The following is a 26376-nucleotide window of genomic DNA, read 5'->3' on the forward strand; positions in this document are numbered from 1 at the left end:
GGCGCCGGTCGATCGTGGACGCCAGGCACCGGGGACCCACCCCGGCACACCGACCGCGCTCGGTACGGCCTTCCTGCTGGCCCAGGCCGTGGTGGTGGCGGTGTTCGCCGGGTGGCAGTCGGCCGCCGGGCGCTGATCGCCGTCCGGTGGAGGTCCGGTGCCACCAGTGGCACCGGACCTCTACGAAGCGCTGATCACTTCGGCTGGTCCCCGGTGCGGGTCCGCAGCACAGTGCGGGCGCGCCGGAGCAGCTCGAGTGCCTCGTCGGGACCGAGCACCCCGGCGGCGACCGCCGCGGTCAGCCGGACCGGCATCTCCTCCACCAGCCGCGCGTGCTCGGCCAGGTCGATCTCGTCCGCCACTGCGCACCTCCCGCACCCGGAGCTACGCACGCCGGCGCCGGTCGGTTCACCGGTGCCCCCGGACGCAGCAGGGCCGCCGTGGCGAGCACCAGGCCCGGCCGCTCGCCGAGCAGCAGCCCGGCTACCCGTCGTCGCCCAGCGCGACGTCCGACACCGCCGCGATGTGCTCCCCCATCGCCGCCGACGCCGCGACCGGGTCGCCGGCGCGGATCGCCAGCAGCACCGCGCGGTGCCCGGCCAGCGACTCGGCCGGGCGGCCCGGCCGGCTGAGCGACTCGATCCGGGACTCCCGGATCAAACCGGCGATCTCGCCCATCAGGGTCGCGAGCAGGCCGGAGTGCGCGGCGGCGGTGACGGCGGCGTGGAACTCCTCGTCGGCGGCGATGCCGCGGCCGCCGGCGGCGATGTCGGCGGCCATGCCGGCGAGTGACTCGTCGATCCGCCGCAGGTCCTGCTCGGTGCGCCGCTGCGCGGCGAGCGCGGCGATCCGGACCTCGAGGGCCTCGCGCGCCTCGATCACCTCGCGGAGCCGGTGCTCGCGGGCACGGACCGCGGCGAGCACCTGGCGGTCGGCGGGAACCTCGCGGACCACCGCGCCGTCGCCGTGCCGGACCTCGATCACGCCCTGCACCTCCAGCGCGACCAGCGCCTGCACGACCGAGGCGCGGGAGACGCCGAGCCGGCCGGCCAGCTCGCGCTCCGGCGGCAGCCGGTCGCCGGGGCCGAGCCGGTGCTCGGTGACGTGCTCCAGCAACCGCTCGACGAGCTGCTCGTAGAGCCGCGGCCGGGTGAGCGGCTGCAGCGTCGCCGGACGTCGGGACTCTGCGGGCACCGGCACCTCCGCGCATCTCGTTGACAGCCACCGTAGCGCGAGTGGATAGTCCACTGGGGTATTGGACTGTCCACTGCGCCACCGGGTGGCGATCGCAGCGACGCCGGTGACCCGTGACCGAGGGGGTCGCATGCCACCGCAACCGGTTCCGTCACCGGCCACCCGGACGCCCGGGTCGGCCGCTCTGCTCACCGCGCTGCTCGATCCCGGCTCGTTCCACCCGTGGGACTCCCCCGCGGCCCCGCCCGCCGGGGCCGGGCCGGACCACCGGCGCGAGCTCGACGACGCGACCCGCGCTGCCGGGACCGACGAGTCCGTGATCACCGGGCGGGGCCGGATCGACGGTCACCCGGTCGCCGTCGTGTGCAGCGAGTTCGCCTTCCTCGCCGGTTCGGTCGGCACCGTCGCCGCCCACCGGGTGATCCGCGCCGTCGCCCGGGCCACCGCCGAGACGCTGCCGCTGGTGCTCTCCCCGGCCTCCGGCGGCACCCGGATGCAGGAGGGCAACGCCGCGTTCCTGGCGATGGTCGACATCGCCGACCGGATCGCCGCGCACCGGGAGGCGGGCCTCCCGGTCGTCGGGTACCTGCGTCATCCGACGACCGGCGGCGCGTTCGCGTCCTGGGGGTCCCTCGGCAGCCTGGTGTTCGCCGAGCCGGGTGCGCTGATCGGCTTCCTCGGGCCGAAGGTCCACCGGGCGCTGCACGGCGAGCCGTTCCCGCCCGGCGTGCAGACCGCGGAGAACCTGCACGCGCACGGCCTGGTCGACGGCGTCGTCGACGCGGGGGGCCTGCGCGACCGGGTGGCCGGGATCCTGCGCTGCACCGGCCGGGGCGCCCGGCCGCCCCACACCCCCGCGGCCCCCGGACCCGGCCCGGACCCGGACCCGGACCATGCAGCGGGCATCCGCCCCGCCGACGCCCGGACCGCGATCACGGCGACCCGCCGGGACGACCGGCCCGGCGTCCGGGACCTGCTCGCCCACGCCCGGGACGTCGTCGAGCTGCACGGGACCGGCGCGGGCGAGATCGCCGCGGCCACCGTGCTGTGCCTGGCCCGGCTCGGCGACACCGGCTGCGTGCTGGTCGGGCAGGACCGGGCGGCCCTCCGCCCGCCCGGCCCGGCCGATCTGCGGGTCGCGCAGCGCGGCATGCAGCTCGCCCGCGAGCTGCGGCTGCCGCTGGTCACCGTGGTCGACACCGTCGGCGGGGAACTGAGCCCGGCTGCCGAGAACGGCGGCCTGGCCGGGGAGATCGCCCGCTGTCTCGCGACCATGACGCGATTGCCCGTCCCGACGGTGTCGGTGCTGCTCGGCCGCGGCACCGGCGGGGTGGCGCTGGCCCTGCTCCCCGCGGACCGGGTGCTCGCGGCCGGGCACGGCTGGCTCGCGCCGCTGCCGCCCGAGGGCGCGAGCGCGATCGTGCACGGCACCCCGGACCGGGCGGTCGAGGTCGCCGGGACCCAGCGGGTCACGGCGGGCGAGTTGGCCGCGCTGGACGCGGTCGACCGGATCGTCGCGGAGGTACCGGATGCCGCGGACGAGCCGATCCGGTTCGTCCGGCGGCTGGCCGGGGTGATCGAGGACGAGATCGCGGTGGCGCGCACGGTCCAGGGGCTGCACCGCAGCCGGTCCGGGGCGACCGGCGGGTGAGCCGGGCCGGGCCCGGGCCCGGCACGTTCTCAACGTGCCTGTGATCTTGGCGGCGGCTGCCCTAGGGTCCTCCCCATGTCGTCGTCCGCAGGCACCACCACCGGCCGGTCCCGCCGCCCGGGACCGCCGAAGCGGGACGGCCGGCTGGCCGGCGTCCGCCGGGTCAGCGTGGTCGACGAGCTCGTCGAGCAGATGACCAGGAAGATCGTCACCGGGGTCTGGCCCGCCGGCACGATGCTGCCCTCGCTGCGCGAGTTCGCCGCGGACACCGGCACCTCGATGCTCACCGTGCGGGAGGCCGTCCGCACCCTGCAGGCCCGCGGCTGGGTGGAGACCCGGCAGGGCGTCGGCACCGTGGTGCTGGAGGTCGAGCACGACGGCCGGTTCGTCCCGTGGTCGCTCGGCGCCTCCGACGTCTCCGAGTACGTCGAGATGGTGGAGGCCCGCGAGGCCATCGAGTCCGCGATCGTCGATCTCGCCGCGCAGCGCCGCACCGATGCCCAGCTCACCCGGCTCGACGAGCTGCTCGACGCGATGTTCGAGGCCGGCACGGACATCCCGCGCTTCCTCGCCGCCGACGGCGAGTTCCACATCGTGCTCGCCGAGGCGGCGCACAACCGCATCCTGCTGCGGAACATGCTCGCCATCCGCAGCCCGATGCGCCGGCTGATGGCGAACCGGCTGGAGGCCGAGATCGCCGACCGCGGCGACCTCATCCGGTCGCACGCCGACCACCGGGACATGGTCGAGTCGGTCCGCGGCCGCGACCCGCGTGCCGGGCGTGCGGCGCTGGGCCGGATGAGCGAGCGGGCCCGGCTGCACCTCGACGCGCTCGGCCCCGCCGACGACGGCTGACCCGCGCCCGCGGTCCTGCTCGGCCCCGCCGACGACGGCTGACCCGCGTCCGCGGTCCTGGTCGGCCACCCGTGGCCCGCGTCCGCACACCCGGCGGCCCGCGCACGCCCCCGCACCCGGCCGGGCCCGGCAGGTCATCCCGGGCGGGTGATGCGACCCGCCGGTCCCGCGGCCATCGTCGGCACACGCCGTCCCCGAGCAGCCGGAGTGTGATGACCATGCCGGACGGACCATCCGGCGCGCGCCCCTCGACCCGGCGGCGGCTGGCCGCGGCGCTGCCGACGGTCGGGGTGCTGCTGCTCACCGGTTCGGTGCTGCGGCTGGTCGCGGTGGTCGTGCTGGTCCCGCTCGCCACCGCGGCGGCCCGGGTCGCGATCGGCCGCGACCTCGCACCCGAGCCGTCCGCGGCCCGGGCGGTCGGCCCGGCCCGTCCGGGGTGCCGCTGATGAACCCGCGGTCCGGCGGCGGGAAGGTCGGCCGGTACGACCTGATGGGTGCGGCCCGCCGGATGGGCGTCCGCCCGGTGCTGCTGCGCCCCGGCGCCGACGTGCTCGGGATGGCCGGCGGCGTGGTAGCCGTCGAACAGCACCCGGCGCTCGGACGGCAGCGAGTCCCGGTAGTCGCGCAGGAACCCGCGCAGCAGCGCCTCCCGGTCGGCCACCGCCCGGGCCGGGAGCAGCTCGCGCAGCGGGACGACCAGCGGCGGGGCCGCGGTCAGCCGGAGCCCGTCGGCGGTGGTCGTGGTGAACCGGCGCAGCGCGCCCATGTTGTCCCGGCCGTGCGCCCTGGCGATGCCGCGGTCCAGCCGACAGAACCGGCGCTGGCCGACGCGAACCGCGCCCACAGCGCGGCGAGCAACCCGGCGGCAGGCTCGGGATCGGCCGCGGGCCCGGGCACGAACCCGGGCACCGGATCAGGATCGGCCGGGCCGGTCGGTCGCGGCACCGCGCCGGGCGCCTCCGGTCCCGGACCGGGACCGGCCGGGACGCCGTCCCCGCCGGCGGCGGGCTCGTCGGGCCATCGTCGGTTCACGGCCGCCGGTCCCCCCGGTGTCACGAGCCGGGACGCCGCGCCCCGGGACCCCTCACCCGGGGCGCGGCGTCCTGTACCGCAAGGTCATTGATATTTGTCGTAACGTCTAGTCAAATTATTCGGCCGGACGGGACCGGGTCAAGACTCCATCCGCCGCAGTCCACCCTGGTGACGGCTGTGCGGCCGGCGCCGTTCGGGCACCGTTGCGGGATGCTCGTATCGAGGAAGCGGCCCGGCGTCCGGGTCACCGACAGCGTCGGGGTGGTGGGCGGCGTCGCGGTCGCCGGGAGCGCGGGCGTCGCCGTCGCGGGGAGCACCGGGGTGGTCGGCAGCGTCGCGACCGCGGGCAGTGCCGGGGTGCTCGGCAGCGTCGCCACCTCGGCGGGTGTCGCGGTGCTCGGGAGCGTGCTGACGTTCCTCGGCATCGGGCTGCTCGGCTGTGTCGGCTGCGCCGCCTGCGTGTTCTGCCGCCGCTGCGTCGGCTGCGCCGCCTGCGTCCGCTGCACCGACTGCGTGGGTTGCGCGGGTTGTGTCGACTGTGTCGGCTGCGTGGGGTGCGTCGGCCTGCGCGGTGCCGTCGGGGTGGTGCGGCAGGCGGCGTGAGGCCGCCGGGACGGCGCAGGACCCGGCGATGCCGCAGCCCGGCGCGATACCGCAGCCCGGCCGCGGGTGACACCCGGTCCGGCCGCAGGTGACGCCCGGCCCGGCCCGCCCCGTTCCGTCCCCGGCCGGTCGTCGTCCGCTATCCGGTGGTGACGGTCAGCCGGCCCAGGGTGGTCGCGTGGTCCGGGTGGTCGGCCGGGACGACCGCCGAGGACAGCGCCGTCCAGCAGGAGGGGCAGCTGTACTGGCGGAACACGACGGGCGCGTCGACGTAGTCCGCCGCGACGGCGATGATCTGCGGCCCGGCGGCGGTCGGCGGGCCGTCGTAGACGGCCAGGGCCAACGGTGATCCGCCGCCGGTGTCGCCGAGGATCTCGGCGCAGTGCACGCAGACGATGGTGTCGCCGACCTCGGCGAGGTTGTCGTCGATCCGCCTGGCCGAGGTCAGGTCCGCCCGGCCGCGGGTCCGGCCGACGGTCCGGGACCGCGCGCGACGCCCGTCCCGCAACCGGGCCCGCTCGGCCCGGGTGGCGTCCGGGTCGACCGCCCCGTCCGCGGCGACCACCCCGTAGACCTCCGCCGCGGCGGCCGGGGTGATCTTCTGCTCGCGCAGGTCGCGCAGCACGGCGTCGGGATCACGGGTGAGCGGGTCGCCGTAGCCGCCACCCCCCTGCCAGGTCATCGCGAACACCTCGCCGGGGGCGAGATGGCTGGAGACGTAGTTCTGGCCGGGTTCGAGGGTGTCGCTGATCTCGTCGAGCCCGGAGGGCAGCCGGCCGGCGGCCAGCAGCTCGGCGATCCGGCTGTTCCGCGCGACGACGTCGAGCCCGCTGTTGCCGGGATGCCCGCCGCAGAGCCCGGCGTTCTGCGCGACGGCCTTGCCGGCCGATGCCAGGACCAGGCCCATCGGGATGCTCGTGCCGTGCGGGGTGAGCGCGATCGAGGCGCCGAGCCCGCCGCGGTGCCGCCCCGGGCCGCCGGAGTCGCGCACCTCGCGCCGCCAGAGTGCGAGGACCGGGTACATGAACTCGGTCATCTCGACGTCCGGGACCCGGCCCATCGGGATGCCGAGCAGCCCGCCGGTGTCCACGCCGTCGGCGTGCGGCCGGGCGCCGTAGCCGCCGGCCATCGGCTCCATCATGATCGACAGGAACGGCGCGGGCTGCTCGCCGCGCTCGTCCAGCCCGGCGATGACCGCGGTGTCCCAGGTGCCGCAGCAGGTGGCCTGCACGTTCTTGCCGAGCTCCAGGTCGCGGTCGAGCATCTGGGACAGGCACTCGGCGATCAGGCTGCCGGTCAGCCAGGCCGGCCCGATCGGCCCGCGCCCGACGGCGGCCGGGAAAGTCGCGTTGTTGAGCGTGCCCTCCTCGGTGACCAGGTCGAAGCAGCGCATCAACCCGCCCGCCGACCAGGGGATGTCGTGGGCGAGGATCGGCAGCAGCGCCAGCATCACGCCGCCGCGCATGCCGGCGTAGGTGCAGTTGATGACGCCGGCCTGCGGATCGGTGCCGGTGAAGTCGAAGGTCAGCCGGTCGGCGGTCTTCGTCGTCCGCACGGTGATCCGGTGCAGGCCACGGTCGCCCTCGTGCGACTGGTCCTGGTAGCCGGTGGCGGTCCACGAGCCGTCCGGCAGCGCGGAGAGCTTGTCCTTCAGCCGGGACTCGGCGTCGGACATCATCCGCTTCATCACGGCCTTCACGGTGTCCGCGCCGTACTGCTCGACGAGCGCGGCCAGCCGCTCGGCGCCGACGTTGTTCGCGCCGATCTTGGCCCGCAGGTCCAGGCCGACCAGCATCGGGACCCGGGAGCGCCGCACCCACAGGTCGGCGACGTCGCGCTGGAGCTGACCGCCGCGCACCACCTTGACCGGCGGGGTGGGCAGCGACTCGGAGAACACGTCCTGCGCGGCGGGTGAGAACGACCCGAGCCCGACGCCGCCGAGATCGGGCTGGTGCGCGACGGCACTGGTCCAGGCGAACAGCTTCCCGTCGTGGAACACCGGCTGGTAGACGATCACGTCGTTCTGGTGCAGCCCGCCGCCGACCCACGGGTCGTTGCACAGGAACATGTCGCCGGCCTCGATGCCCGGGTTGTCCGCCCGGTTCCGCAGCGTCCAGTAGATCGCCAGGTCGACGGCGCCGACCAGCATCGTGTTGTAGAGCCCGACCTGCACCTCCTGGCCCAGCTCGTCGGAGATGGCGAAGTCGAAGTCGTTGGCGTCGGTGACGATCGGCGAGCCGGACATGCGCTTGAGCGCCTCGCCCATCTCGTCGGTCACCGACCACAGCCGGTGCCGCACGACCTCGTAGGTGAGCGGGTCCAGCGCGTCGATCTGGTCCTGGCCGACGGTGTGCACGGCCAGCGCCGATGGCAGCGAGCGGGCGAGCTCGTCGGGATCGACGGGACGGCTGGAGAAGACATCCGAGCCGGGGATCGGCATGGTCATCAGGCGCTCCTGCGGATGGAGAGGTTGCCGAGGTGGTCGACGGTTCCGGTGGTCCCGCCGGGGACGACGACGGTGGTGGTCGGCACCTCGACGATCGCCGGTCCGTGCAGCACGTGGCCGGCCCGAAGCTCGCGGTAGTCGTGCACCGGGGTGTCGACGTAGCCGAGCCGGGCGTCGAGCTGGACCGGCCGGCTGGTGAACCCGACGGCCTCCGACGTCGCCGCGGGCACCGGGGGCAGCTCGGGGCTGAACGGCAGCACGCCGACCGCCCGGACCCGGAAGGTGATCGCCTGGATCCCGGCCTCGCGGAAGCCGGCATCCCGGCCGAACAGCTCCGCGTACCGCTTCTCGAACGCGTCCGCGGCGGCCTCGACCTCCGGCATGCCGAGCGGGCCGTCCGCGACCGGCGCGGTGACCTCGGCGAGCTGCATCGAGTACCGCATGTCGATCTCGCGGTGCAGCTCCACCGTGGAGAACGTCACGCCCTGGCGCTCCAGGCCCGCCCGGACCCGCTGTTCCAGCTCGGCGAAGTTCCGCTGCGCCCGCTGCGGGTCGAACGGCACGGTCAGCGGATCGGACAGCTCGGCGGCCAGCACGATGTCGCTGGACGCCAGCCCGAACGCGGAGAACGCGCTGGCGACCGGCCCCAGCGGGACGACGACCTCGGCGCAGCCGACCTCGGCGGCGTACCCGGCGCAGTGCGCGGGGCCCGCCCCACCGAAGGCGTAGAGCACGAAGTTGCGCGGATCGTGGCCGGACTCGACGACCGTCTTGCGCAGCAGGTCGCCGGTCTGGGCGTTCTGCACGGTGTAGATCCGTCGACCTCCGCCGACGTGATCGAGCCGTACGCCGCGACGGAACAGACCCCGCTATGCGCATGGCCTAATCACGGTCAGGCTGCAGGCGTGCCGCTCGGTATGAGCATTTGCGGCGGGGATCTGACCACCGGTCGGTCGCCATCAGAAGTCGGCGCGCCTGCTTACCAAGATTTACGCCTCGTCGGTCTGCGTGAAGCAGACGAAAGAGCCATAAAACTCGCATCTGCATCTGCATCTGCATTCGACGTTGCTAGTACTCTTTACATACCTGGCAGGGGCGAACAACACGCCTGAGCTAAAGGGGCGACTGTGCGTCACAACGGAAGCACCAGTTGGCGCCGACATATCACCGACCCTGGGGTACCAACACGTTCTTCTGGGCTGTATGGGCGCTTCGTATAGTCTTGACGGACTAGCCTGATGTCGGCAGGTTTATGAGCATGATCGCAGAAGAGGTTGGCATTGGGGTCTTGCCGACGGACCGCCTAGTCCTAGCCTTCGATGCCACATGCGGTACCTGCAAGCGCATGGCAGAGGCCGTTCGGGTCCACGCTTACGGCGTCATCGATGTCGTGCCACTGAGCCACCCTGAGGTTGTTCGGCAGCGCGAAGACCTTCTGGGGCCGGAACCTCCATGGGTGCCAACACTGATCGACATCGCTGACCGGAAGGCGTGGACGGGGCTTAGGTTGCGCACCACGCTGACCAGGCGCCTTGGGGTGCGCAAGTCGGTGCGGATGCTGGCAGCTATCGGTGCTGCGAGCGCCGCAACCCAGCCGGCGAAGCCCGGTGAGTTGTCACGGGGGGAGTTCTTCAAAGCGGCATCGCTCGTAGTGGCAGGGGCGGCCGTCGTCGGGATCGGCGGCAAGGTATCAGGTCGGCTTGCGGAAGCAGCCGGAACAGGGCCGGCTTCGTCCGCGATCCGCAGCAGTACGCCGATGGGGACGGCTCAGATCTCCTCGCAGTTTGCAACATCCTTGACGGCGCAGGACCTGCGAAACGTTGCCGACCCTGATCTTGTCGATCTTCTGTCTTCGTCGCGGCAGGCTTCTGATCACACGCTGTCCAAGGACTACGGTGTCTGGACCCTGTCGGAAGCTGGTACGACTCGACTCGACGCACACACCACCGTTCGAGGTGAGCGGGCAGTCGTCCGTGCAACTGAGCATCTGTCCTACAGCGGGGCTCGGGCGGTCACGACGGCCATCGTGGTGCCGAGCCGCTCCCTCGTCCTGACCTACGAAGTGTCGGACGGCATGGGCGCCGACGTTCGAACCCATGCCCACGCGTGGAACTTCGACGCGAAGACTGGAGACATGACGCTGCGGGCGTACAGCGTCAACGGGTCGCATGTCGAAGCGCTTCGGAATGAACCTGATGCTCCACTACGAGCTTCAGCTCAGCAGGCCGACCCGTGCGGCGGCTGCGACCTGGTGCCGGGTGGAACCGATCGCACGCTGGGTAGCCGCTGCAAGGGCGGCGTTCCGTACGAGTGCGCCAAGTCGTCTGCGGCGTGCGGGGCCTGCGTCGTCGGATGTCGCGGAGTCCCTACCGCCGCGTGCCTCAGTTGCTTAGGCTCAACCTGCCCGTTCGCATGGATCGAGTGCTGTGGAGGACGTGAGCCCGCGTGCCTGAAGTGCGGCCAGACCTAAGGGGAGACCATGACTAACCAGTTGCCACGATCGAATGTCCTGCTGACTGTGGGCAACACGGCCCTAGGGCTGGCCCTTGGCCTTTCGCTCATGAACGCGTTCGTGTGGGCGTCGGCAGACTGGCAGAGCTGGGCAATTCTGATCTTGACCGCTGTCGCAGCCGTGGTTCAAGGAACGCTTCAGAGGCGATCGCGTCCGGTTAGCGACGCAGCATCACGGCCATGAGCATGGTGTGCCGTGGCCGCCAGGCCAGGGCCCACCATTGGCTCGTATGCGCAGCTCGCGTCATGTGGGGTGGTTGTTGTCAGAGGGTCCTGCCACTCTGAGTGCATGGCAGCCACTCCTGAGCAGGTTGCACGGATTCCGATGGGGAACTGCGGGTCTCGCGCTCGGAGTTCATCACGGTATGGTCCGTTGCGGAGCAACAATCGATCAAGCAGTCCGAGAACGGTGTCCTGGATTGGTACTCCGCGGCGATCGTCGCGACATGCGAGTGGATGGCGTGTGCGATCTACCGGCCGCCTTGGGGCCGTCCGCGCCCGGCCGAGGCGCCAGCGACTCGAACCCGAGCGTCAGCTTACGAGGAGCTGATCGAGGCGGAGTATCTCGCCGCGGACCGCTTCGAGGAGCTGCATCCTCATCGGGCGGAGCGAGAGCCTGGTTGGGCTGAGGGCGCTCGAGCGACGCTGCGGTGGGCCTGGCGGGGCCAGGGCCCACCCCCGATCGAAAGTCGACGGGTGGTCGGCGGCGGGGCGCCGGACGACCGGCATCCGGCTGCCGATCACGCCTGCCGCACCTTCGTCGGCCGCGGTGACCCACGCCGCGTAGTGGCGCAGCGTCGTGGTGCCGTCGCCGTGCCCGAGCCGCCCGGCGACCGTGCGGAGGTCGACTCCCGCTGTGAGGAGTTCGGTGGCCGAGTAGTGGCGCAGCTCCTTCAACCCGGTGTCGATCCCGAGCTTGGCGACGAGGCGCGCGTACCGGCGGGTGAGCGACGACGGGTCGCGGGGCCGGCTCATGTCCGGCGTAGCCGAGAACAGCCAGGTCCGGTCTGTCACGGCCAGCCCGAGCAGAGCCAGCCGCTCCTCGCAGTCCGAGCGGTGCTGGCGGAGGAGTTCGACGGTGGGCGGGTCGGTCGAGACCCGCCGCATCTGGTGGGTCTTCGTGTCCTTGAGGATCATGCCCCCCGGGCTCCGGACGTAGTTCTCGTCCAGGCGGACGATGCCCGCGTCGAGGTCGATGTCCTCCCACTGGAGCGCGACGACCTCGCCCCGGCGGGCCCCGAGGACGGCCGAGAGCCACACGAACAGGCCCCACTCCGCCGCGGCCGTCCAGGCGGCCTCGACGATGCGGGCCATCTGGGTGCTCGTCGGGGGCCGCGGCTGCGGACGCACCTTCGACGGCGGTCGGACCGACGGCATCGGGTTGAACGCGATCCAGCCCCACCGCACCGCGGCGCTGCACGCCCCGGAGAGGATCGCGTGGATCGACCGCACGCTCGACGCCGCGTAGGGCTTGCAGACGTGCCGCTTGCAGCCCGCCACGGCGCAGTCGTGCGGCCCCTCGACCGCGTGCTTCTCGACGAAGGGCCGGCCGTTGCACAGCGAGCGGCACTTCCGCAGGCGGCTGTAGAGCGTCTCCAACCGCTGCGAGGCCTCCCGTACGAACAGCACGAGCGGGACGTCGCCCAGGTTCGGGCCGATGTACATCCGGATCTGCGACTCGTAGGTCATCCGGGTCGTCGGGTCGATCTCGTGCTGCGCCATCCATCGTTCGAGCAGCGCCCCGACCGTCGCCTTGGTCCGGGCGATCTTCAACTCGTCGGCGTCCGCGAGGAGCCGGGTCCGGACCTTCTCGGCCTCGCGGTACGCCGCCTTCTCCGCGCGGTCTCCGGTGCCCTCGATGTCGACGCTCTCGCACAGCACGATCCGCTCACCGGTCGAGGGATCCTCACCTGCCGACACCCGGATCTCGTCGCACCGTGCTCGGCGGCGGATGCTCCCTCGCTGGCGCTTCACGGCGGCGTCGGATCGGCTGGCCACGTGGCGGAAGCTAGCAACGTTCGTGGACCGGTTCGTGGACCACGATCAACTTCTGACCCGGGAACGAGAACCGGCCCTGACCGTTCATGCTGGTCAGAGCCGGATCTTCTGCTGCGCGCCCGAAGGGATTCGAACCCCTAACCTTCTGATCCGTAGTCAGATGCTCTATCCGTTGAGCTACGGGCGCATGATCATTCAGTTGTCGACCCGCCGGTCCGGTAGGTCCGCCGTGCCGCAGCGGAGGCTCCGGGATTTGAACCCGGGATGGGGGTTACCCCAAACCGCATTAGCAGTGCGGCGCCATAGACCAGACTAGGCGAAGCCTCCTCGGTGCCTTACGGCCACCAGCGAGGACAACACTACACTGCGCCTCCCCGGCCGCTGAACCGGGGCCCCGCACGGGGCCCCGGGACGGTTCGGCTCAGCGACCCGCCAGCTCGACGAACGGGTTCAGCGACTCCGGGTTCTGCAGCGCACCCGCGGAGACGGCCTTCTCCGCCGGGGTCCCGGAGAGGATCTTCTTCACCGGGACCTCGCACTTCTTGCCGTTGAGGGTGCGCGGCACCGTGTCCACGACGACGAACCGGTCCGGCACGTGCCGCGGCGAGAGCTCCTTGCGCAGTGCCGTCCGCAGGCCGGGCTCGACGTCGTCGAGGGTGTACCCGTCGGCCAGCACGAGGAAGCAGAGCAGCGCGCCCTCCTCGCGGGCGCCCAGCGCGGTGGTGTCGATCACCAGCGAGTCGGCGACCCCCTCGAAGCCCTCGACGACGGAGTAGAAGTCCGCCGTGCCCATCCGGACGCCGCCGCGGTTCAGCGTGGAGTCCGACCGGCCGTAGATGACGAACGAGTCGCGCGGGGTGCGCCGCACCCAGTCGCCGTGCCGCCAGCGGCCGGGGAAGTCCTCGAAGTAGGCCTCGCGCAGCCGGCTGCCGTCCGGGTCGTTCCAGAACATCACCGGCATCGACGGCGTCGGCGTCGTGATGATCAGCTCGCCGACGTCGTCGAGCAGGTCGGTGCCGTCCTCGGCGTAGGACCGGACGTCGGCGCCCAGCGCCGCACAGGACAGCTCGCCCAGCCAGACCGGCACGGTCGGCGCGGAGGCGAGGAAGGCCGCGCACACGTCGGTGCCGCCGGACACCGAGCAGATCTGGATGTGGCTCCCCGCGGCCTCACCGATCCAGCGGAAGCCCTCCACCGACAGCGGGGCGCCGGTGGAGCCGAGCGCGCGCAGCGCGGAGAGATCGTGGTCGTCGCCGGGGCGCAGGCCGACCTTCATGCAGGACTGCACGTACGGCGCGGACACCCCGAACAGCGACACCCGGTAGCGGGCGGCCAGCGCCCAGAGCGCGTTCAGGTCGGGATGGCCGGGGCTGCCGTCGAACAGCACGATCGTGGACCCGACCAGGAGCCCGCCGACCAGGAAGTTCCACATCATCCAGCCGGTGGTGGTGAACCAGAAGAACCGCTCCCCCGGCCCGAGCCCGTGCTGCAGGCGCATCGCCTTGAGGTGTTCCAGCACAATGCCGCCGTGGCCGTGCACGATGCCCTTCGGCAGGCCGGTCGTGCCGGACGAGTACAGCACCCACAGCGGGTGGTCGAACGGGACCGGGGCGAACTCCAGCGGGCCGGCCTGCGCGGTGAACTCGCTCCACGGCGTCGTCCCGTCGAGGGTGGCCCCCGGGTCCAGGTACCCGACGAGCACGGTCTCCCGCAGCGAGGGCATCTGCTGCTGCAGGGACGCGACGTTCGACCGGACGTCGAAGCCCTTGCCGTTGTAGCGGTAGCCGTCGACGGCGACCAGCACCGTCGGCTCGATCTGGGCGAACCGGTCGTGCACGGCGCGGGCGCCGAAGTCCGGCGAGCAGGACGACCAGATCGCGCCCAGGCTCGCTGTCGCCAGGAACGCCACCAGCGTCTCGACCGAGTTCGGCGCCAGTGCGACGACCCGGTCGCCCTGGCCGACGCCGGCCCGGACCAGCCCGGCGCGGGCCTTGGCGACCTGGTCGCGCAGCTCGGCGTGGGTGACGGTGCGGGTCAGGCCGTCCTCGCGGACGAACTCGATCGCCACGTCGGCGTCGGCGCGGCCGGGCCCGGGGGTGAGGGCGTGCTCGGCGTAGTTGAGCGTCGCGCCGGGGAACCACTCGGCGCCCGGCATGTCTCGCGAGCCCAGCACGGCGGTGGGCCGGTCGTGGAAGATGACGCCGGAGAACTCGGCGACGGCGCCCCAGAAGCCCTCCAGGTCGGTCACCGACCACTCGTGCAGCTGCCGGTAGTCGGTGACGTCCTCGATCGGCGCGCCCCGCTCGTCCCGGGCCCAGGTCGCGAACCGCACGATATCGGTGTGCGGCACCTGCTCCGGGTCCGGGCTCCACAGCAGCTCGGGGGTCTCCGGATCGGTCACGGTCTGCACTGACGCCATGGCATCAGCTTCCCTGACCGCACCGGCTCGGCACCAGTGGTCGCGCCCCACATCCCCGCTCCGGAGCTGGGGGTGCACCACACCCCGGTGGTGGGTTCCGGATGGCCGCTCCCGGTGCGGTCGCGGTCGCGGCGACGAACTGGGGGTGCGGCACTCCGCCCGGCCCAGGCATTCGCACCCCCAGTTCGTCGCCGCACCTGCTCCAGGGAGTGCGACAACGAGCCAGAGGTGCGACGCCGAGCCAGGGATACGATGCCCGGACCAGAGATCCGACGCCCGAGCCAGGCGGGCGAGGCCGAGCCAGGGGGCGCCGCATCGGCTCAGCACGTGCTACGCCGACCCGGCAGGTGCGGCGCCAGGGTCAGCGGACGCGACGCCGATCCGGAGACGCGGCCCCGCCGGACCGCACCCCAACCCACGCGATCAGCGCAGGTGTGAGTCGAACCAGTTCAGCACCCGCTCCCACGCCTCCGCGGCCGACTCCGGGTCGTCGTCGAACCGGTGCCCGGTGCTCGGGTAGACGACCACGTCGGTCGCGACACCGGAGGACTCGGCTGCGGCGCGCAGCCGCCCGACGGCGTCGCTGTCGGCCTCGGAGTAGATCCCCAGCCACGGGCAGGTCAGATCGGGCGCCGCCTCGACCAGCGCGGGGACGCTCGGCGACGGCGAGGACTCGATGCCCTCCCCGGCGACGGTGACCGCCGCGCCGAAGGTGCGCCGGGCCGCGACCTGCAGCGCGACGGTGCCACCGAGGTCGAACCCGAGCACGCCCATCCGGTCGGCCTCGACGCCGGTGTCGGCGAGCCAGCCGAACGTCGTGTCGCAGTCGTCCAGCACCTGCTGGAAGGTCAGGCTGCCGACCCGCTCGGCGACCGTGTCGTCGTCGCCGGCGTCGGGATCGTCGTCCCCGCGGTAGAGGTGCGGTGCGACGGCCAGCCAGCCGTCCGCGGCGAGCCGGTCGACGATCCGCCGGACGATCTCGGTGACCCCCCGGGCCTCGTGCAGCACCACCACGCCACCGCGCAACGGACCGTCGGGCTCGGCGACGCTGAGCCGGAGTTCTCCCCCGTCCGTCAGCGGAACGCCCTCGATCCGGATGCCCGTCGTCATGGGCGTCACTCAACCAGAGCAGGCGTCCGGGTTTCGACCCCCGCCCGTTACCGTTGCCCACATGACGCCGATCCGTCCCGATCTGGACACGCTGCCCGCCTACGTGCCGGGCCGGACGGTGCCCGGGGCGATCAAGCTCGCCAGCAACGAGGTCTCCGATCCACCTGCACCGCCGGTGCTCGAGGCGATCGCGCGGGCCGCGGCGGGCGCCAACCGCTACCCGGATCTCGGGGTGGTCGAGCTGACCGCGCGGCTGGCCGCGGTGCACGACCTGGAGCCGGAGCGGATCGCCGTCGGCTGCGGCTCGGTGACGATCTGCCAGCAGCTCGTGCAGGCCACCTGCCTCGGGCCGGGCGACGAGGTGCTGTTCGCCTGGCGCTCGTTCGAGGCGTACCCGATCGTGACCCAGATCGGCGCGGCCGCGGTCCGCACGGTGCCGCTGACCGCGGACTTCCGGCACGATCTGGACGCGATGGCCGCCGCCGTCACCGAACGCACCCGGCTGGTGTTCGTGTGCAGCCCGAACAACCCGACCGGGCCCGCGGTGCACCGCGCCGAGTTCGAGCGCTTCCTGGCCGCCGTCGGGCCGGACGTACTGGTCGTGCTGGACGAGGCGTACGCCGAGTACGTCACCGACCCGGATGCCGTCTCCGGGCGGCCGCTGCTCGACGGGCACCCGAACCTGGTCGTGCTGCGGACGTTCTCCAAGGCGTACCGGATGGCCGGCCTGCGGGTCGGCTACGCGCTCGCGTCCGCCGAGGTCGCGACGGCGCTGCGGAAGGTCTGCCCGCCGTTCAGCATCAGCGCGGTCGCGCAGGCCGGCGCGATCGCTGCGCTGGAGCACAGCGCGGAGATCCTGGCCGGCTGCGCGGACGTCGTCCGCGAGCGCGACCGGGTGGCGAACGCGTTGCGCGGCAGCGGCTTCACCGTCCCCGACAGCCAGGCGAACTTCGTCTGGCTGCCGCTCGGGGAGCGGGCCGCCGAGTTCGCCGCGCACTGCGCCGAGCGGAAGGTGATCGTGCGCCCGTTCCCGTCGGACGGCGTGCGGGTCACCGTCTCCACCCCGCAGGAGAACGACACCCTGCTCGACGTGGCCGGCGCCTTCGCGCTCTGACTCACCCCTCCAGCTGGTAGCCGGTGCCGCGCACGGTGCGGATCCGCTCGGGGCCGATCTTGCGCCGCAGGTAGGAGATGTAGACCTGCACCAGGTTCGCCGACACGGGCTCGGACCAGGCCCGGCGGGCGAGCTCGTCGTGCGTGACGACCTCGCCGGCCCGTTCGGCCAGCGCCAACAGCAGCGCGTACTCGGTGGGCGAGAGCGCGACTCGGCGGCCGTCGGCGAACACCTGGCCGGAGTCGACGTCGACCGACACTCCGCCCTGGCCGATCACGGTGGGCGCGGGCAGCCCGACAGCGGCCCGCAGCCGCAGCCGGATCCGCGCGGCGAGCTCGTCGGGCACGAACGGCCGGACCAGGAAGTCGTCCCGGTCGCCGCGGAGCAGTCCGAGCACCCCCGCCCGGCGCTCGCGCGGGACGACGGCGATCACCGGCGTCGGCGGCGACTCCGCCTGCACCGCGCCCAGCAGGACGGTCGGATCGGGGCCGGGCAGTTCGAGATCGAGCACGACGAGATCGGCGGTTCCGGCGCGCACCGCGTCGAGCAGCTCGATGCCGTCGGCGGCGACGGCGAGGTCGAGCCCCTCGGCGCCGAGATCCTGGCGCAGGCCGCGGCCGAGCGAGGCCGATCCCGCGGACGGCGGCACCGCGAGCAGCACGGTCAGCGGGCGCGACGGGGCGCGCGGCGCCGGGATGTACGGACGGGGGTCCGCACCGGACACAGGACCGGACGCAGGGCCGGCGGGGGCACCGGGGGCGGGGCCGGGAACCACACGGGGAGCGTGGTCCTTCACGGCACGGACGGTCGGGGTCGGGAAGGCGGGGAGCACATCGGTGTCACCCTCCCGCGACCGGTAGCCGGTCACAATCGGCTAACGGTGCGACGCACTGTGCCGATGTGCGTCGAACGAGTGAATCTGAGATCGCTACTACGCCGTTCGGCGCAGAGATCCTGCCGATTTGGTCGAATTCTGCAGATCGTCGCTGATTCGCTACCTGTCGGCGCGGGGAGGCAACCACCCTTCTCAGCGAGGCTGTTCACACTGGGTCACGCTACATAGAGTCTTCGATCATGCGACGGAAGAGTTCCGCTGCGGCTGATCAGGTCGACCCCCGCGACCTGATCGAGCGGGTCGCCGCAGAGCACAGCTCCCCCTCTGTGCCCTCCCCCCGGGGCCGGCATGCCGACCCCGCGACAGCGTCGGCCGTCCCGGCGACGACCCTGCTCGCGGAGGCCCCGGTCTCGGCGTCCGGCCGGCACCGCCGCGCACGGGACGAGGCAGACACGGCCGACCCGGCAGGCGCGGCGGGCACAGCGACCGCGCTGGCCATCGCCGAGCTTCACGAGCCGGACGACCGGCCCGCCGGAAGCCGCTCCGGGAACTCGACCGTGATCGAGATCGACCGCGCCGCGTCGGCCCGGCGCTCCCGGATCCGCCGGATCGCGCCGCTCGGCGTGGGCGCCGCGGCGATCCTGGCCGCGACGATGGTGCTCACTCTGCTGCAGCCCGGCACCGAGGACCCCTCGCTCAGCACGGCGCTGCTCGACGACTCGTCGCGCCGGTCGGCCTCGGACAGCACGCTCGCCAGCAACCCGGCCATCGGCTCCGGCGGCGGGACCGCGCTCGGCGACGCCGCACTGGGCGCCACCGACCGGATAGGCGAGGCGATCGCGGCCCGGGAGGCCGCCGAGCGCCGCGCCGAGGAGCGCGCCCGAACCGGTGGCGGCGGCGACCGGCAGCAGTCCCCCGCGGGCGGCGCCGGTGCAGGCGGCGGGAGCTCCCCCCAGGTCGCCGGCGACGGCGTGCAGGCGGCGCTGGCCCGCGGCTGGCAGGCGATCGGCGGCGACGAGTTCACCGGATCGAGCCTCGGCGGCGGCTGGTCCGCCTACGACAGCGCGGGTCACGACGGCAACGGCCGCCGCACCCCGGACGCGGTGTCGGTGGAGAACGGCAACCTGGTGATCCGCGGCGACTCCCAGGGCAACACCGGCGGCATCGCGTGGGGCACCCCGCGGCAGTACGGCAAGTGGGAGGTGCGCGCCCAGTTCCCGGCCGGGGACCGGCAGTACCACCCGGTGATCCTGCTGTGGCCCAGCGAGATCGAGTGGCCGCGAGGCGGCGAGATCGACTTCGCCGAGACCACCAGCGCCAGCGACGACGTGTCGTTCTTCCTGCACTACGGGGCGGACAACTCGCAGGTCGACGCGCGCCGCACGCTCGACATCACGCAGTGGAACAACTACGCCGTCGAGTGGACCCCGAACGCGGTGATCGGCTACATCAACGGCGAGGAGTGGTTCCGCTCCGAGGACCCGCAGACGCTGCCGCCGGGCCCGATGCACGCCGCGATCCAGCTGGACTACTTTCCCGGCGGCGGTGGCCCGCCCGCACCGAGCGAGATGCGGGTCGCCTGGATGCGCATGTACTCCTGACCTCCCGCCCGGGCACCCCCGCCGTCCGGCGCTCCCCATCGGACGGCGGGGGTGCCCGGCGGTCAGCCGGTCGCGAGCCCGAGCCGGGTGAGCAGCGGCTCGATCCGCGGGTCCCGGCCGCGGAACGCGCGGTAGGCCGTCATCGCGTCCACCGAGCCGCCGCGGGACAGCACCTCGCGGCGGAACCGGTCGCCGTTCTCCCGGCGCAGCCCGCCGTGCTCGCCGAACCAGGCGACGGTGTCGGCGTCGAGCACCTCGGCCCAGATGTAGGAGTAGTAGGCAGCCGCATAGCCGCTGCCGCCGAAGACGTGGTTGAAGTATGTCGTCCGGTAGCGCGGCGGGATCAGCGGGTGCGCGATCCCGGCCGCCTCCAGGGCCTGCTGCTCGAACGCGCCGACGTCGGCGACCGCGTCGGCCTCCTCCGGCGAGAGCCGGTGCCACGCCTGGTCGAGCAGCGCCGCCGCCAGGTACTCGGTGGTGGCGAATCCCTCGCCGTAGCCGCGGGCGGCGAGCGCCGCCGCGAGCAGCTCGGCGGGCAGCGGCTCGCCGGTCGCGTGGTGCCGGGCGAACGACGCCAGGATCTGCGGGTCCTCCAGCCACATCTCGTTGACCTGGCTGGGGAACTCGACGAAGTCGCGGGGCACCGCGGTGGCGGCGAACGTCGGGTACTCGACGTCGGAGAACAGCGCGTGCAGGGCGTGCCCGAACTCGTGGAACAGCGTCCGGACCTCGTCCAGCGACAGCAGCGCCGGCTCGCCGGCGGCCGGCTTCACCAGGTTCAGCGTGTTCAGCACGACCGGGGTCGTCCCGAGCAACGACGACTGCGTGACCAGCGAGTTCATCCAGGCACCACCGCGCTTCGACGGCCGCGCCCACAGGTCCGCGCCGAACAGGCCGAGCACCGCGCCGGCGTCGTCGCTGACCTCCCACCACCGGACGTCGGGGTGGTAGGCGGGCAGGTCGGTGCGCTCGGCGAACCGGATGCCGTAGAGCTCCCCGGCGGCCCGGAACACGCCGTCGGTGATCACCCGCTCGGCCTCCAGGTACGGCCGCAGCGCCGCGTCGTCGACGGCGAGCCGCTCCCGGCGGAACCGCTCGGCGTGGAACGCGCGGTCCCACGGCTCGAGCTCGGTCCCGGCGAGCCCGGCGAGGTCGGCCAGCTCCCGGTCGGCGTTCGCGACGGCGCCCGGGACCAGCGACTCCAGCATCTCCCGGGCGGCCTGCGCGGTGCCCGCGGTCGCGTCGTCGATCACGTAGGACGCGTGGTCCGGGTAGCCGAGCAGCCGCGCCCGCTCGGCCCGCACCCGCACGATCCGCAGCACCGTCGCGCGGGTGTCGTGCTCGCCGTCCAGCCCGCGCGACACCGACGCGCGGTGCAGCTCCTCGCGCAGCGACCGGTCGGTCAGTGCCCCGAGGGCGGGCTGGCCGGTCGGCAGCACCAGGGTGAGCAGCCAGCCGTCGTCATACCCGCGGTCGGTGGCCGCCGCCGCGGCGGCCGCGATCGCGTCGTCGGAGAGCCCGTCGAGCCGGGACCGGTCGGTGACGTGCACCGCGGCCGCGTTCGCCCCGGCCAGCAGCATCGCGCCGAACGCGGTGGTCAGCCCGGACAGCTCCTCGTTCAGCTCCCGCAGCCGGGCCTGCTCGGTCGCACCGAGCTGCGCCCCGGCCCGGACCATGTCCCGGTGGTGGCGCTCCAGCAGCCGCAGCGACTCGGCGCCGAGACCGAGGATGTCCCGGCGGGCGTGCAGCGCGTCGATCCGGGCGAACAGCTCGGGATCGAGCCGGATCGCGTCGCCATGCGCGGCGAGCAGCGGCGCGACCCGGGCCTCGATCTCCTGGATCGCCGGGGAGGTATGCGCCGACACCCGGGTGAAGAACAGCGCCGACACCCGGTCCAGCACGGAGCCGGAACGCTCCAGCGCGGCCACCGTGTTCTCGAAGGTCGGCTCCCCGGCGCCGACGATCGCGGCCACCTCGGCGCGCTGCTGCGCCATCCCGGCCTCGAACGCGGGCAGGTAGTGGTCGTCGCGGATCCGGGTGGTGTCGGGGAGTGCGAACGACAGCTCGCTCGGGGTGAGGAACGGGTTCTCCGCGGTCGTCATACCGGCGACACTACGAGCCCAGGTCCCGGCGCATCGCCAGCCGCGGCCAGACGTCCAGGCCGCGGGCGATCTCGGCGTCCCGGACCGCCCGCAGACCGGGGCCGAGCTCGATCAGCTCGCGGAACCCGAGCCGCAGCCAGTACGGCCCGTTCCACGGCACGTCCCGGTAGGTGGTGAGGGTCAGCGCGGGCAGCCGCCGGTCGCGGGCCCACCCGGCCAGGTGCTCGACGAGTGCCTCGCCGATCCGCGAGCCTCGCATCCGGGGCAGCACCGACACCTGCTCCAGGTGCGCACAGCCGTCGACGAGCTCGGTGAGCAGGTACCCGGCCGGGCGTCCGTCGTGCTCGGCGACGAACGCGCGCCCGGCCGTGGCGTAGGCCGCCAGCAGCGCCGCCGGCGGCGGCTCGTCGTCGGCGACGACATCCAGCCCGATCTCCCGGAACGGCTCGCCCGCGGCCCGCTCGATCTCGCGCAGTGCCGGTGCGTCGGCCGGGACGGCGGGCCGGATCACGACGCCACCACCAGGTCGGCGGCCCGCTCGCCGATCATCACGGCGGTGGCGGCCGGGCCGCGCCTCGGGACCGACGGCAGGATCGAGGTGTCCGCGACCCGCAGCCCGGCCAGGCCGTGCACCCGCAGGTCCGGCCCGACGACGGCGTCCGGCCCGGTGCCCATCCGCGCGCTGCCGGACAGGTGCACCGAGGTGGTCAGCCGCCCCTGCACCCACTCGTCGAGCCGGGTGTCGTTGCCCAGCTCCCAGCCGGCCGGGCCGCCGTCGTCCGCCCCGGCCCGGTCCCAGTCGGCCACCCGCAGGATCTCCGCGCCGATCCGGACCGCGGCCCGCATCCGGTGCCGGTCCGAGGTGCTGCGCAGGTAGCGGAAGTCCAGCCGCGGCGGGTCCGCCGGGTCCGGTGAGGTGACCGCGAGCATCCCGCGGCTGTCCGGGCGCTGCACGGCGCACATCAGGTGTGCCGGGCCGCCCGGCGCGAACGGATGAGCGAACAACAGGACCTCCAGGTCGCCGGCCGGGTCGGTGCCCGAGTCCAGGTTCAGCGCGGCCTGGCCGGCCACCGCGTCCGGGTCCGGATCGGGCAGCCCGCTGCGCAGCGGCAGGAACACCGCCGGATGGTCCGACCAGCCGCGCCCGACGCCCGGCAGCTCGTGACGGACCGGGACCCCGGCCGCGCGCAGGGTGTCCTCCGGCCCGATCCCGGAGCGCTGCAGCAGCGCCGGGGTGCCCACCGCGCCGGCACTGACGATGACCTCGCCGGCGAGCAGCTCGTCGTCGCCGATCCGGACGCCGTGCACCCGGCCGCCGGAGTGCAGCAGGGTGTCGACGGCCCGGCCGCCGAGCACGGTCAGCGCGTCGCACCACTCGGCCTCGCCCCACGGCGGCGGCAGGTACGCGGTCGCCGAGCTGATCCGCCGGCCGTCGACGGCGTTCGTGGGGACCGGGCCCGCACCGGGCGGGTCGCCGGAGTTCTTGTCCGGTTCCGCCGGGTAGCCCAGCTCGGCGCAGGCCCGCAGGAACGGTTCGGTGACCGGGGCCAGCAGCCGGCCGGCCGGCCGGGAGATCCGCAGCGGCCCGGAGTCGCCGTGCACGTCGGCGGTGCAGAAGTCGAGATCGCGCTCCAGCCGCCGGTAGTAGGGCAGCACGTCGTCGTAGGACCAGTCCGGGACGGCCCAGTCCGCGAAGTCGGCGGGCACCGCGCGCACGAAGTAGCCGCCGTTGATCGCGCCGGAGCCTCCGAGCACCCGGCCGCGCGGCACCGTCGCCTCCCGGCCGTGCGCCAGCGTCGCGTGGTACGCCCAGTTCAGCACGTGCCCGGGCGCGGTCGCGGCGAGCGAGGCGATCGGTGTCGACTCCGGCGGGACGACGACGGCCCCGGCCTCCACCAGCGCCGTCCGGATCCCGCGCGCGGCGAGCCGCCCGGCCAACGCGCAGCCCGCTGACCCGGCGCCGACCACCACCACGTCGAAGGTCTCCGTCATCGCCGCCATCATCACTGACAGGATGCCTCACGTGACCGACGCCGCCCGTGATCTCTCCGCGTTCCTCACCGCGAGCCCGTCGCCGTACCACGCGGTGGCCGAGGCCGTCCGCCGGCTGACCGCCGAGGGCTTCGTCGAGCAACCCGAGGACGGCCCGTGGATCGACGGCGCCGGCGGCCGGTACCTGGTGCGCGACGGCACGATCCTGGCCTGGTGGCAGCCCGCCGGCGCGCCGCGGCCGCTGCGGGTGTTCGCCGCGCACACCGACTCGCCGGGGTTCAAGGTCAAGCCGAACCCGGACGTCGGGACGGCGGGCTGGCGGCAGGTCGGCGTCGAGGTCTACGGCGGCGCGCTGTGGAACTCGTGGCTGGACCGCGACCTGGGGCTGGCCGGGCGGCTCGCGCTCTACGACGGCCGGGTCGTGCCGGTGCTGGTGGACCGGCCGCTGCTGCGCATCCCGCAGCTCGCGATCCATCTCGACCGCGGCGTGAACCAGGGCCTCGGCCTGGACCCGCAGCGGCATCTGCTGCCGGTCTGGGGGATCGGCGACCCGGCGGGCGGCGATCTCGTCGGGTTCCTGGCCGCGCTCGCCGGGATGGACCCGGCCGACGTCGCCGCGCACGACCTGTTCACCTTCGACCTCACCCCGCCGGCCACCCTCGGCCGCGACGAGGAGCTGCTGGCCGCACCCCGGCTGGACAACCTGGCGTCGGTCCACGCCGGGATCTCCGCACTGCTCACCGCCGCCCGGCGGGACCCGGCGACGGTGCCGGTGTTCGTCGGGTTCGATCACGAGGAGATCGGCTCGGACTCGGCGACCGGGGCGGCCGGGCCGCTGCTGGAGACCGTGCTGACCCGGCTGGCCGGCGGGTTCGACGACCGCCGCACGGTGTTCGCCCGGTCGCGCTGCCTGTCGGTGGACGTCACCCACGCGGCGCACCCGAACCACCTCGACAAGCACGACACCGACCACCTGTCGCTGCCCAACCACGGGCCGTCGCTGAAGGTCAACGCGGTGCAGCGGTACGCCACCGACGCCCCCGGCGCGGCCGCCTGGAAGCGCGCCTGCCGGGCCGCCGACGTGCCGAACCAGGTGTTCGTCTCGAAGAACACGGTGCCCTGCGGGTCGACCGTCGGGCCGATCATGGCGACCCGGCTGGGGATCCGGACCGTCGACGTCGGGATCCCGGTGCTGTCCATGCACTCGGCCCGTGAGCTGTGCGGGGTGCGCGATCCGGAGCTGCTGCAGCAGGTCGGCGTCGAGTTCCTGACCGACCCGGACTGACCCGCCCCGCGCCCCCGCGCCGTGTCGCGCACCGCGTCGCACCGCCGCTCCACGCCACGCAGCGCGCCGCGGCGAACCTACCGCGCCGTGTCGCACCCCTCGCGCCACCGAGATGCAGATCAGCGGGCCGCAAAGATCAACAATTCCCGCTGATCTGCATCTCGGCGCGGCGCGGGGCACGGCGGCGCGGCGCGGCGCGGCGAGGTGCGGTGCGGCGCGGCGCGGCGAGGTGCTGTGCGGTGCGGTGCGGCGGGATCAGGCCGCGATACGCGAACCGGGCACGTAGGCGTCGGTGTCGACGATCTGCGAGCCCATCGGGAACAGCGACACCGGGATCAGCTTCAGGTTCGCCCAGGCCAGCGGCAGGCCGACGATCGTCACCGCGAGCGCCAGCGCGGTGCCGATGTGCCCCAGCACCAGCCACCAGCCGAACAGCAGGATCCACAGCACGTTGCCGATCATCGAGGCCACTCCGGCGGACGGGCGGCGCACCACGTCCCGGCCGAACGGCCACAGCGCGTAGAAGCCGATCCGGAACGACGCGATGCCGAACGGGATCGTCACGATCAGCACGCAGGCCACGATGCCGGCGGCCATGTAGCCCAGGAACAGCCAGAAGCCCGAGAGCACCAGCCAGATGACGTTCAGGATCAGCCGCAGCATGCTTCCAGGATGCCCGGCCCGGAGGGGCCCAACTCAGGGTTCACCCTGAGGTTCGCGCGAATTGTGCCGGGCGGCCGCGGGCGCTGTGCCGCCCGGCGCGCACCCCGCCCCGCGAACGGCCGCCCGCGTAGGAGCCCGGGCCGGCTCAGCCGGCCGGGATCTCCTCCACCACGCTCGCCCCCGCCCCCGGCCGCGACTCCCAGCACCAGTCCTCGTGCGACCGCAGCCGCCCGTCCGCGAGCACCTCGAGCCGCGCCTCGCACCGGCCGGAGCTCGACTCGCCGTCGACCGCGACGTGCACGTAGCGGAACCGCAGCAGGTCGCCGTCCCGGGTGCCGACCAGCCGCCCCAGCCGCACCGCGCCGCCGGCGTACTCGGCCCAGACCAGGCCGTCCGCCTCGTGGTAGCTGAACACGGTCGCCTGCCCGACCTCGCCGTCGGCGGAGTTGCTGATCCCCGCGAACCGGCGGCCGTCGAGACTGGGTGCACTGCTCACCCCGCCAGCCTGGCACGGCAGGATGACCGGGTGGAGTTCCCCGCGACGCGTCGGTGCCCGCTGGTCCGGACGGCCTCCGACAGCGGCGAGGGACCGTGGAACGAGCTGCTCGGGATCATCGCGCCGGTCGATCCGGTCGAGGACACGGCGCCGGCCGCGTTCGACGTCGTCACCGAGGACCTGTTCGGCGACTGGCCGGTGGACCGGGTGGTGGCGTTCGCACTGGAGGACGGGATCGGCGAGCGGCATCCGCTGCTGTTCGTGGTGGACGAGCACACCCTGACCGACCACGGCTTCCCGCTGGTCGCCGCGGACCTGCGCGACGAGCCCGGCCGGACCCTGCGGGTCGCCGCGGCGCAGCTGTGGAGCGTGCAGAACGACGTGTCGCTGCACGCCGTGGAGTTCGCCGTGTACGCCGACCACGCCCAGCTGCAGCCCGACCGGGTGTTCCGCGGGTTCGGGTGACCGG

General features: G+C 73.6%; 22 protein-coding genes and 2 tRNA genes. 9 read left to right on the plus strand and 15 right to left on the minus strand.

Annotated elements, in window-relative coordinates; genetic code table 11:
* Positions 1–194: 194 nt before the first annotated feature.
* On the minus strand, positions 195–362 hold the full coding sequence (locus ABZ881_RS01250; RefSeq protein ID WP_358480805.1) for a hypothetical protein: 168 nt from the start codon (positions 360–362) through the stop codon (positions 195–197).
* A gap of 121 nt (positions 363–483) precedes the next feature.
* Positions 484–1194, minus strand: a complete 711-nt coding sequence (locus ABZ881_RS01255; RefSeq protein ID WP_358480806.1) for a FadR/GntR family transcriptional regulator — start codon at positions 1192–1194, stop codon at positions 484–486.
* A gap of 130 nt (positions 1195–1324) precedes the next feature.
* Here ABZ881_RS01255 and ABZ881_RS01260 point away from each other — a divergent pair, with 130 nt between their 5' ends.
* From ABZ881_RS01260 to ABZ881_RS01275, 4 genes are all read left to right on the plus strand, one after another.
* Positions 1325–2845 (plus strand): carboxyl transferase domain-containing protein, encoded by a 1521-nt coding sequence (locus ABZ881_RS01260; RefSeq protein WP_358480807.1) that lies wholly within the window; start codon positions 1325–1327, stop codon positions 2843–2845.
* 75 nt (positions 2846–2920) lie between these two features.
* Positions 2921–3700, plus strand: coding sequence for a FadR/GntR family transcriptional regulator (locus ABZ881_RS01265; RefSeq protein WP_358480809.1), 780 nt, complete (start codon positions 2921–2923; stop codon positions 3698–3700).
* A 218-nt stretch (positions 3701–3918) separates the two neighbouring features.
* Positions 3919–4146, plus strand: coding sequence for a hypothetical protein (locus tag ABZ881_RS01270; protein ID WP_358480810.1), 228 nt, complete (start codon positions 3919–3921; stop codon positions 4144–4146).
* Positions 4147–4942: 796 nt separating this feature from the next.
* Positions 4943–5335: a hypothetical protein gene (locus ABZ881_RS01275; protein WP_358480811.1), complete on the plus strand. Its 393-nt coding sequence runs from the start codon at positions 4943–4945 to the stop codon at positions 5333–5335.
* A 139-nt stretch (positions 5336–5474) separates the two neighbouring features.
* Here the strand turns inward: ABZ881_RS01275 and ABZ881_RS01280 are convergent, their stop codons facing one another.
* Together ABZ881_RS01280 and ABZ881_RS01285 are read right to left on the minus strand one after the other, a co-directional pair.
* Positions 5475–7781: a hydantoinase B/oxoprolinase family protein gene (locus ABZ881_RS01280; RefSeq protein ID WP_358480812.1), complete on the minus strand. Its 2307-nt coding sequence runs from the start codon at positions 7779–7781 to the stop codon at positions 5475–5477.
* Positions 7781–8587 carry a hydantoinase/oxoprolinase family protein gene (locus tag ABZ881_RS01285; protein ID WP_358480814.1) on the minus strand — a complete coding sequence of 269 codons (807 nt, stop codon included), beginning with the start codon at positions 8585–8587 and terminating at the stop codon, positions 7781–7783. Before ABZ881_RS01285 ends, ABZ881_RS01280 begins: the two co-directional genes overlap by 1 nt.
* Positions 8588–9039: 452 nt before the next feature.
* On the opposite strand from ABZ881_RS01285, the gene ABZ881_RS01290 reads away from it, so the two are divergent.
* The gene (locus tag ABZ881_RS01290; protein WP_358480816.1) at positions 9040–10251 is read left to right on the plus strand and encodes a hypothetical protein; all 1212 of its coding nucleotides are present in this window, start codon (positions 9040–9042) and stop codon (positions 10249–10251) included.
* A 572-nt stretch (positions 10252–10823) separates the two neighbouring features.
* Here ABZ881_RS01290 and ABZ881_RS01295 read toward each other — a convergent pair.
* The 5 genes from ABZ881_RS01295 to ABZ881_RS01315 form a co-directional block, all read right to left on the minus strand.
* Entirely contained in the window at positions 10824–12212 is a 1389-nt protein-coding gene (locus tag ABZ881_RS01295; RefSeq protein WP_358480817.1) for a tyrosine-type recombinase/integrase, read from the minus strand.
* Positions 12213–12404: 192 nt separating this feature from the next.
* Positions 12405–12477 (minus strand) — tRNA-Arg (locus ABZ881_RS01300).
* A gap of 51 nt (positions 12478–12528) precedes the next feature.
* Positions 12529–12617: transfer RNA gene (locus tag ABZ881_RS01305), tRNA-Ser, on the minus strand.
* Between the two features lie 94 nt (positions 12618–12711).
* Positions 12712–14709: an acetoacetate--CoA ligase gene (locus ABZ881_RS01310; protein WP_358480819.1), complete on the minus strand. Its 1998-nt coding sequence runs from the start codon at positions 14707–14709 to the stop codon at positions 12712–12714.
* 423 nt (positions 14710–15132) lie between these two features.
* Positions 15133–15819 (minus strand): dienelactone hydrolase family protein, encoded by a 687-nt coding sequence (locus ABZ881_RS01315; protein ID WP_358480822.1) that lies wholly within the window; start codon positions 15817–15819, stop codon positions 15133–15135.
* Positions 15820–15880: 61 nt separating this feature from the next.
* On the opposite strand from ABZ881_RS01315, the gene hisC reads away from it, so the two are divergent.
* Positions 15881–16933, plus strand: a complete 1053-nt coding sequence (gene hisC, locus ABZ881_RS01320; protein WP_358480824.1) for a histidinol-phosphate transaminase — start codon at positions 15881–15883, stop codon at positions 16931–16933.
* Between the two features lies 1 nt (position 16934).
* On the opposite strand, the gene ABZ881_RS01325 is transcribed toward hisC, so the two are convergent.
* The gene (locus ABZ881_RS01325) at positions 16935–17657 is read right to left on the minus strand and encodes a response regulator transcription factor (protein ID WP_358480826.1); all 723 of its coding nucleotides are present in this window, start codon (positions 17655–17657) and stop codon (positions 16935–16937) included.
* Between the two features lie 668 nt (positions 17658–18325).
* Between ABZ881_RS01325 and ABZ881_RS01330 the strand changes: the two genes are divergently transcribed.
* Positions 18326–19369 carry a glycoside hydrolase family 16 protein gene (locus ABZ881_RS01330; RefSeq protein WP_358480827.1) on the plus strand — a complete coding sequence of 348 codons (1044 nt, stop codon included), beginning with the start codon at positions 18326–18328 and terminating at the stop codon, positions 19367–19369.
* Positions 19370–19431: 62 nt separating this feature from the next.
* On the opposite strand, the gene ABZ881_RS01335 is transcribed toward ABZ881_RS01330, so the two are convergent.
* Genes ABZ881_RS01335 through mftG form a run of 3 tightly spaced genes read right to left on the minus strand, consistent with a single transcriptional unit; the run spans position 19432 to position 23463 of the window.
* Complete coding sequence (locus ABZ881_RS01335; protein ID WP_358480829.1) at positions 19432–21471, minus strand: M3 family metallopeptidase; 2040 nt, start codon at positions 21469–21471, stop codon at positions 19432–19434.
* A gap of 10 nt (positions 21472–21481) precedes the next feature.
* Positions 21482–21982: a GNAT family N-acetyltransferase gene (locus ABZ881_RS01340; protein ID WP_358480832.1), complete on the minus strand. Its 501-nt coding sequence runs from the start codon at positions 21980–21982 to the stop codon at positions 21482–21484.
* Positions 21979–23463 carry a mycofactocin system GMC family oxidoreductase MftG gene (gene mftG / locus ABZ881_RS01345; protein ID WP_358480833.1) on the minus strand — a complete coding sequence of 495 codons (1485 nt, stop codon included), beginning with the start codon at positions 23461–23463 and terminating at the stop codon, positions 21979–21981. The genes ABZ881_RS01340 and mftG overlap by 4 nt, the downstream gene beginning before the upstream one ends.
* Positions 23464–23494: 31 nt before the next feature.
* Here mftG and ABZ881_RS01350 point away from each other — a divergent pair, with 31 nt between their 5' ends.
* Entirely contained in the window at positions 23495–24748 is a 1254-nt protein-coding gene (locus tag ABZ881_RS01350; protein WP_358480835.1) for a M18 family aminopeptidase, read from the plus strand.
* Positions 24749–25003: 255 nt separating this feature from the next.
* Here ABZ881_RS01350 and ABZ881_RS01355 read toward each other — a convergent pair whose 3' ends face one another.
* Complete coding sequence (locus tag ABZ881_RS01355) at positions 25004–25408, minus strand: YccF domain-containing protein (protein ID WP_358481096.1); 405 nt, start codon at positions 25406–25408, stop codon at positions 25004–25006.
* A gap of 148 nt (positions 25409–25556) precedes the next feature.
* Entirely contained in the window at positions 25557–25907 is a 351-nt protein-coding gene (locus ABZ881_RS01360) for a hypothetical protein (RefSeq protein ID WP_358480837.1), read from the minus strand.
* 30 nt (positions 25908–25937) lie between these two features.
* Between ABZ881_RS01360 and ABZ881_RS01365 the strand changes: the two genes are divergently transcribed.
* Entirely contained in the window at positions 25938–26372 is a 435-nt protein-coding gene (locus tag ABZ881_RS01365; protein ID WP_358480839.1) for a hypothetical protein, read from the plus strand.
* The last annotated feature ends 4 nt before the right edge of the window (positions 26373–26376 follow it).

Source organism: Pseudonocardia sp. NPDC046786 (assembly GCF_040645415.1).
Lineage (GTDB): Bacteria > Actinomycetota > Actinomycetes > Mycobacteriales > Pseudonocardiaceae > Pseudonocardia > Pseudonocardia kongjuensis.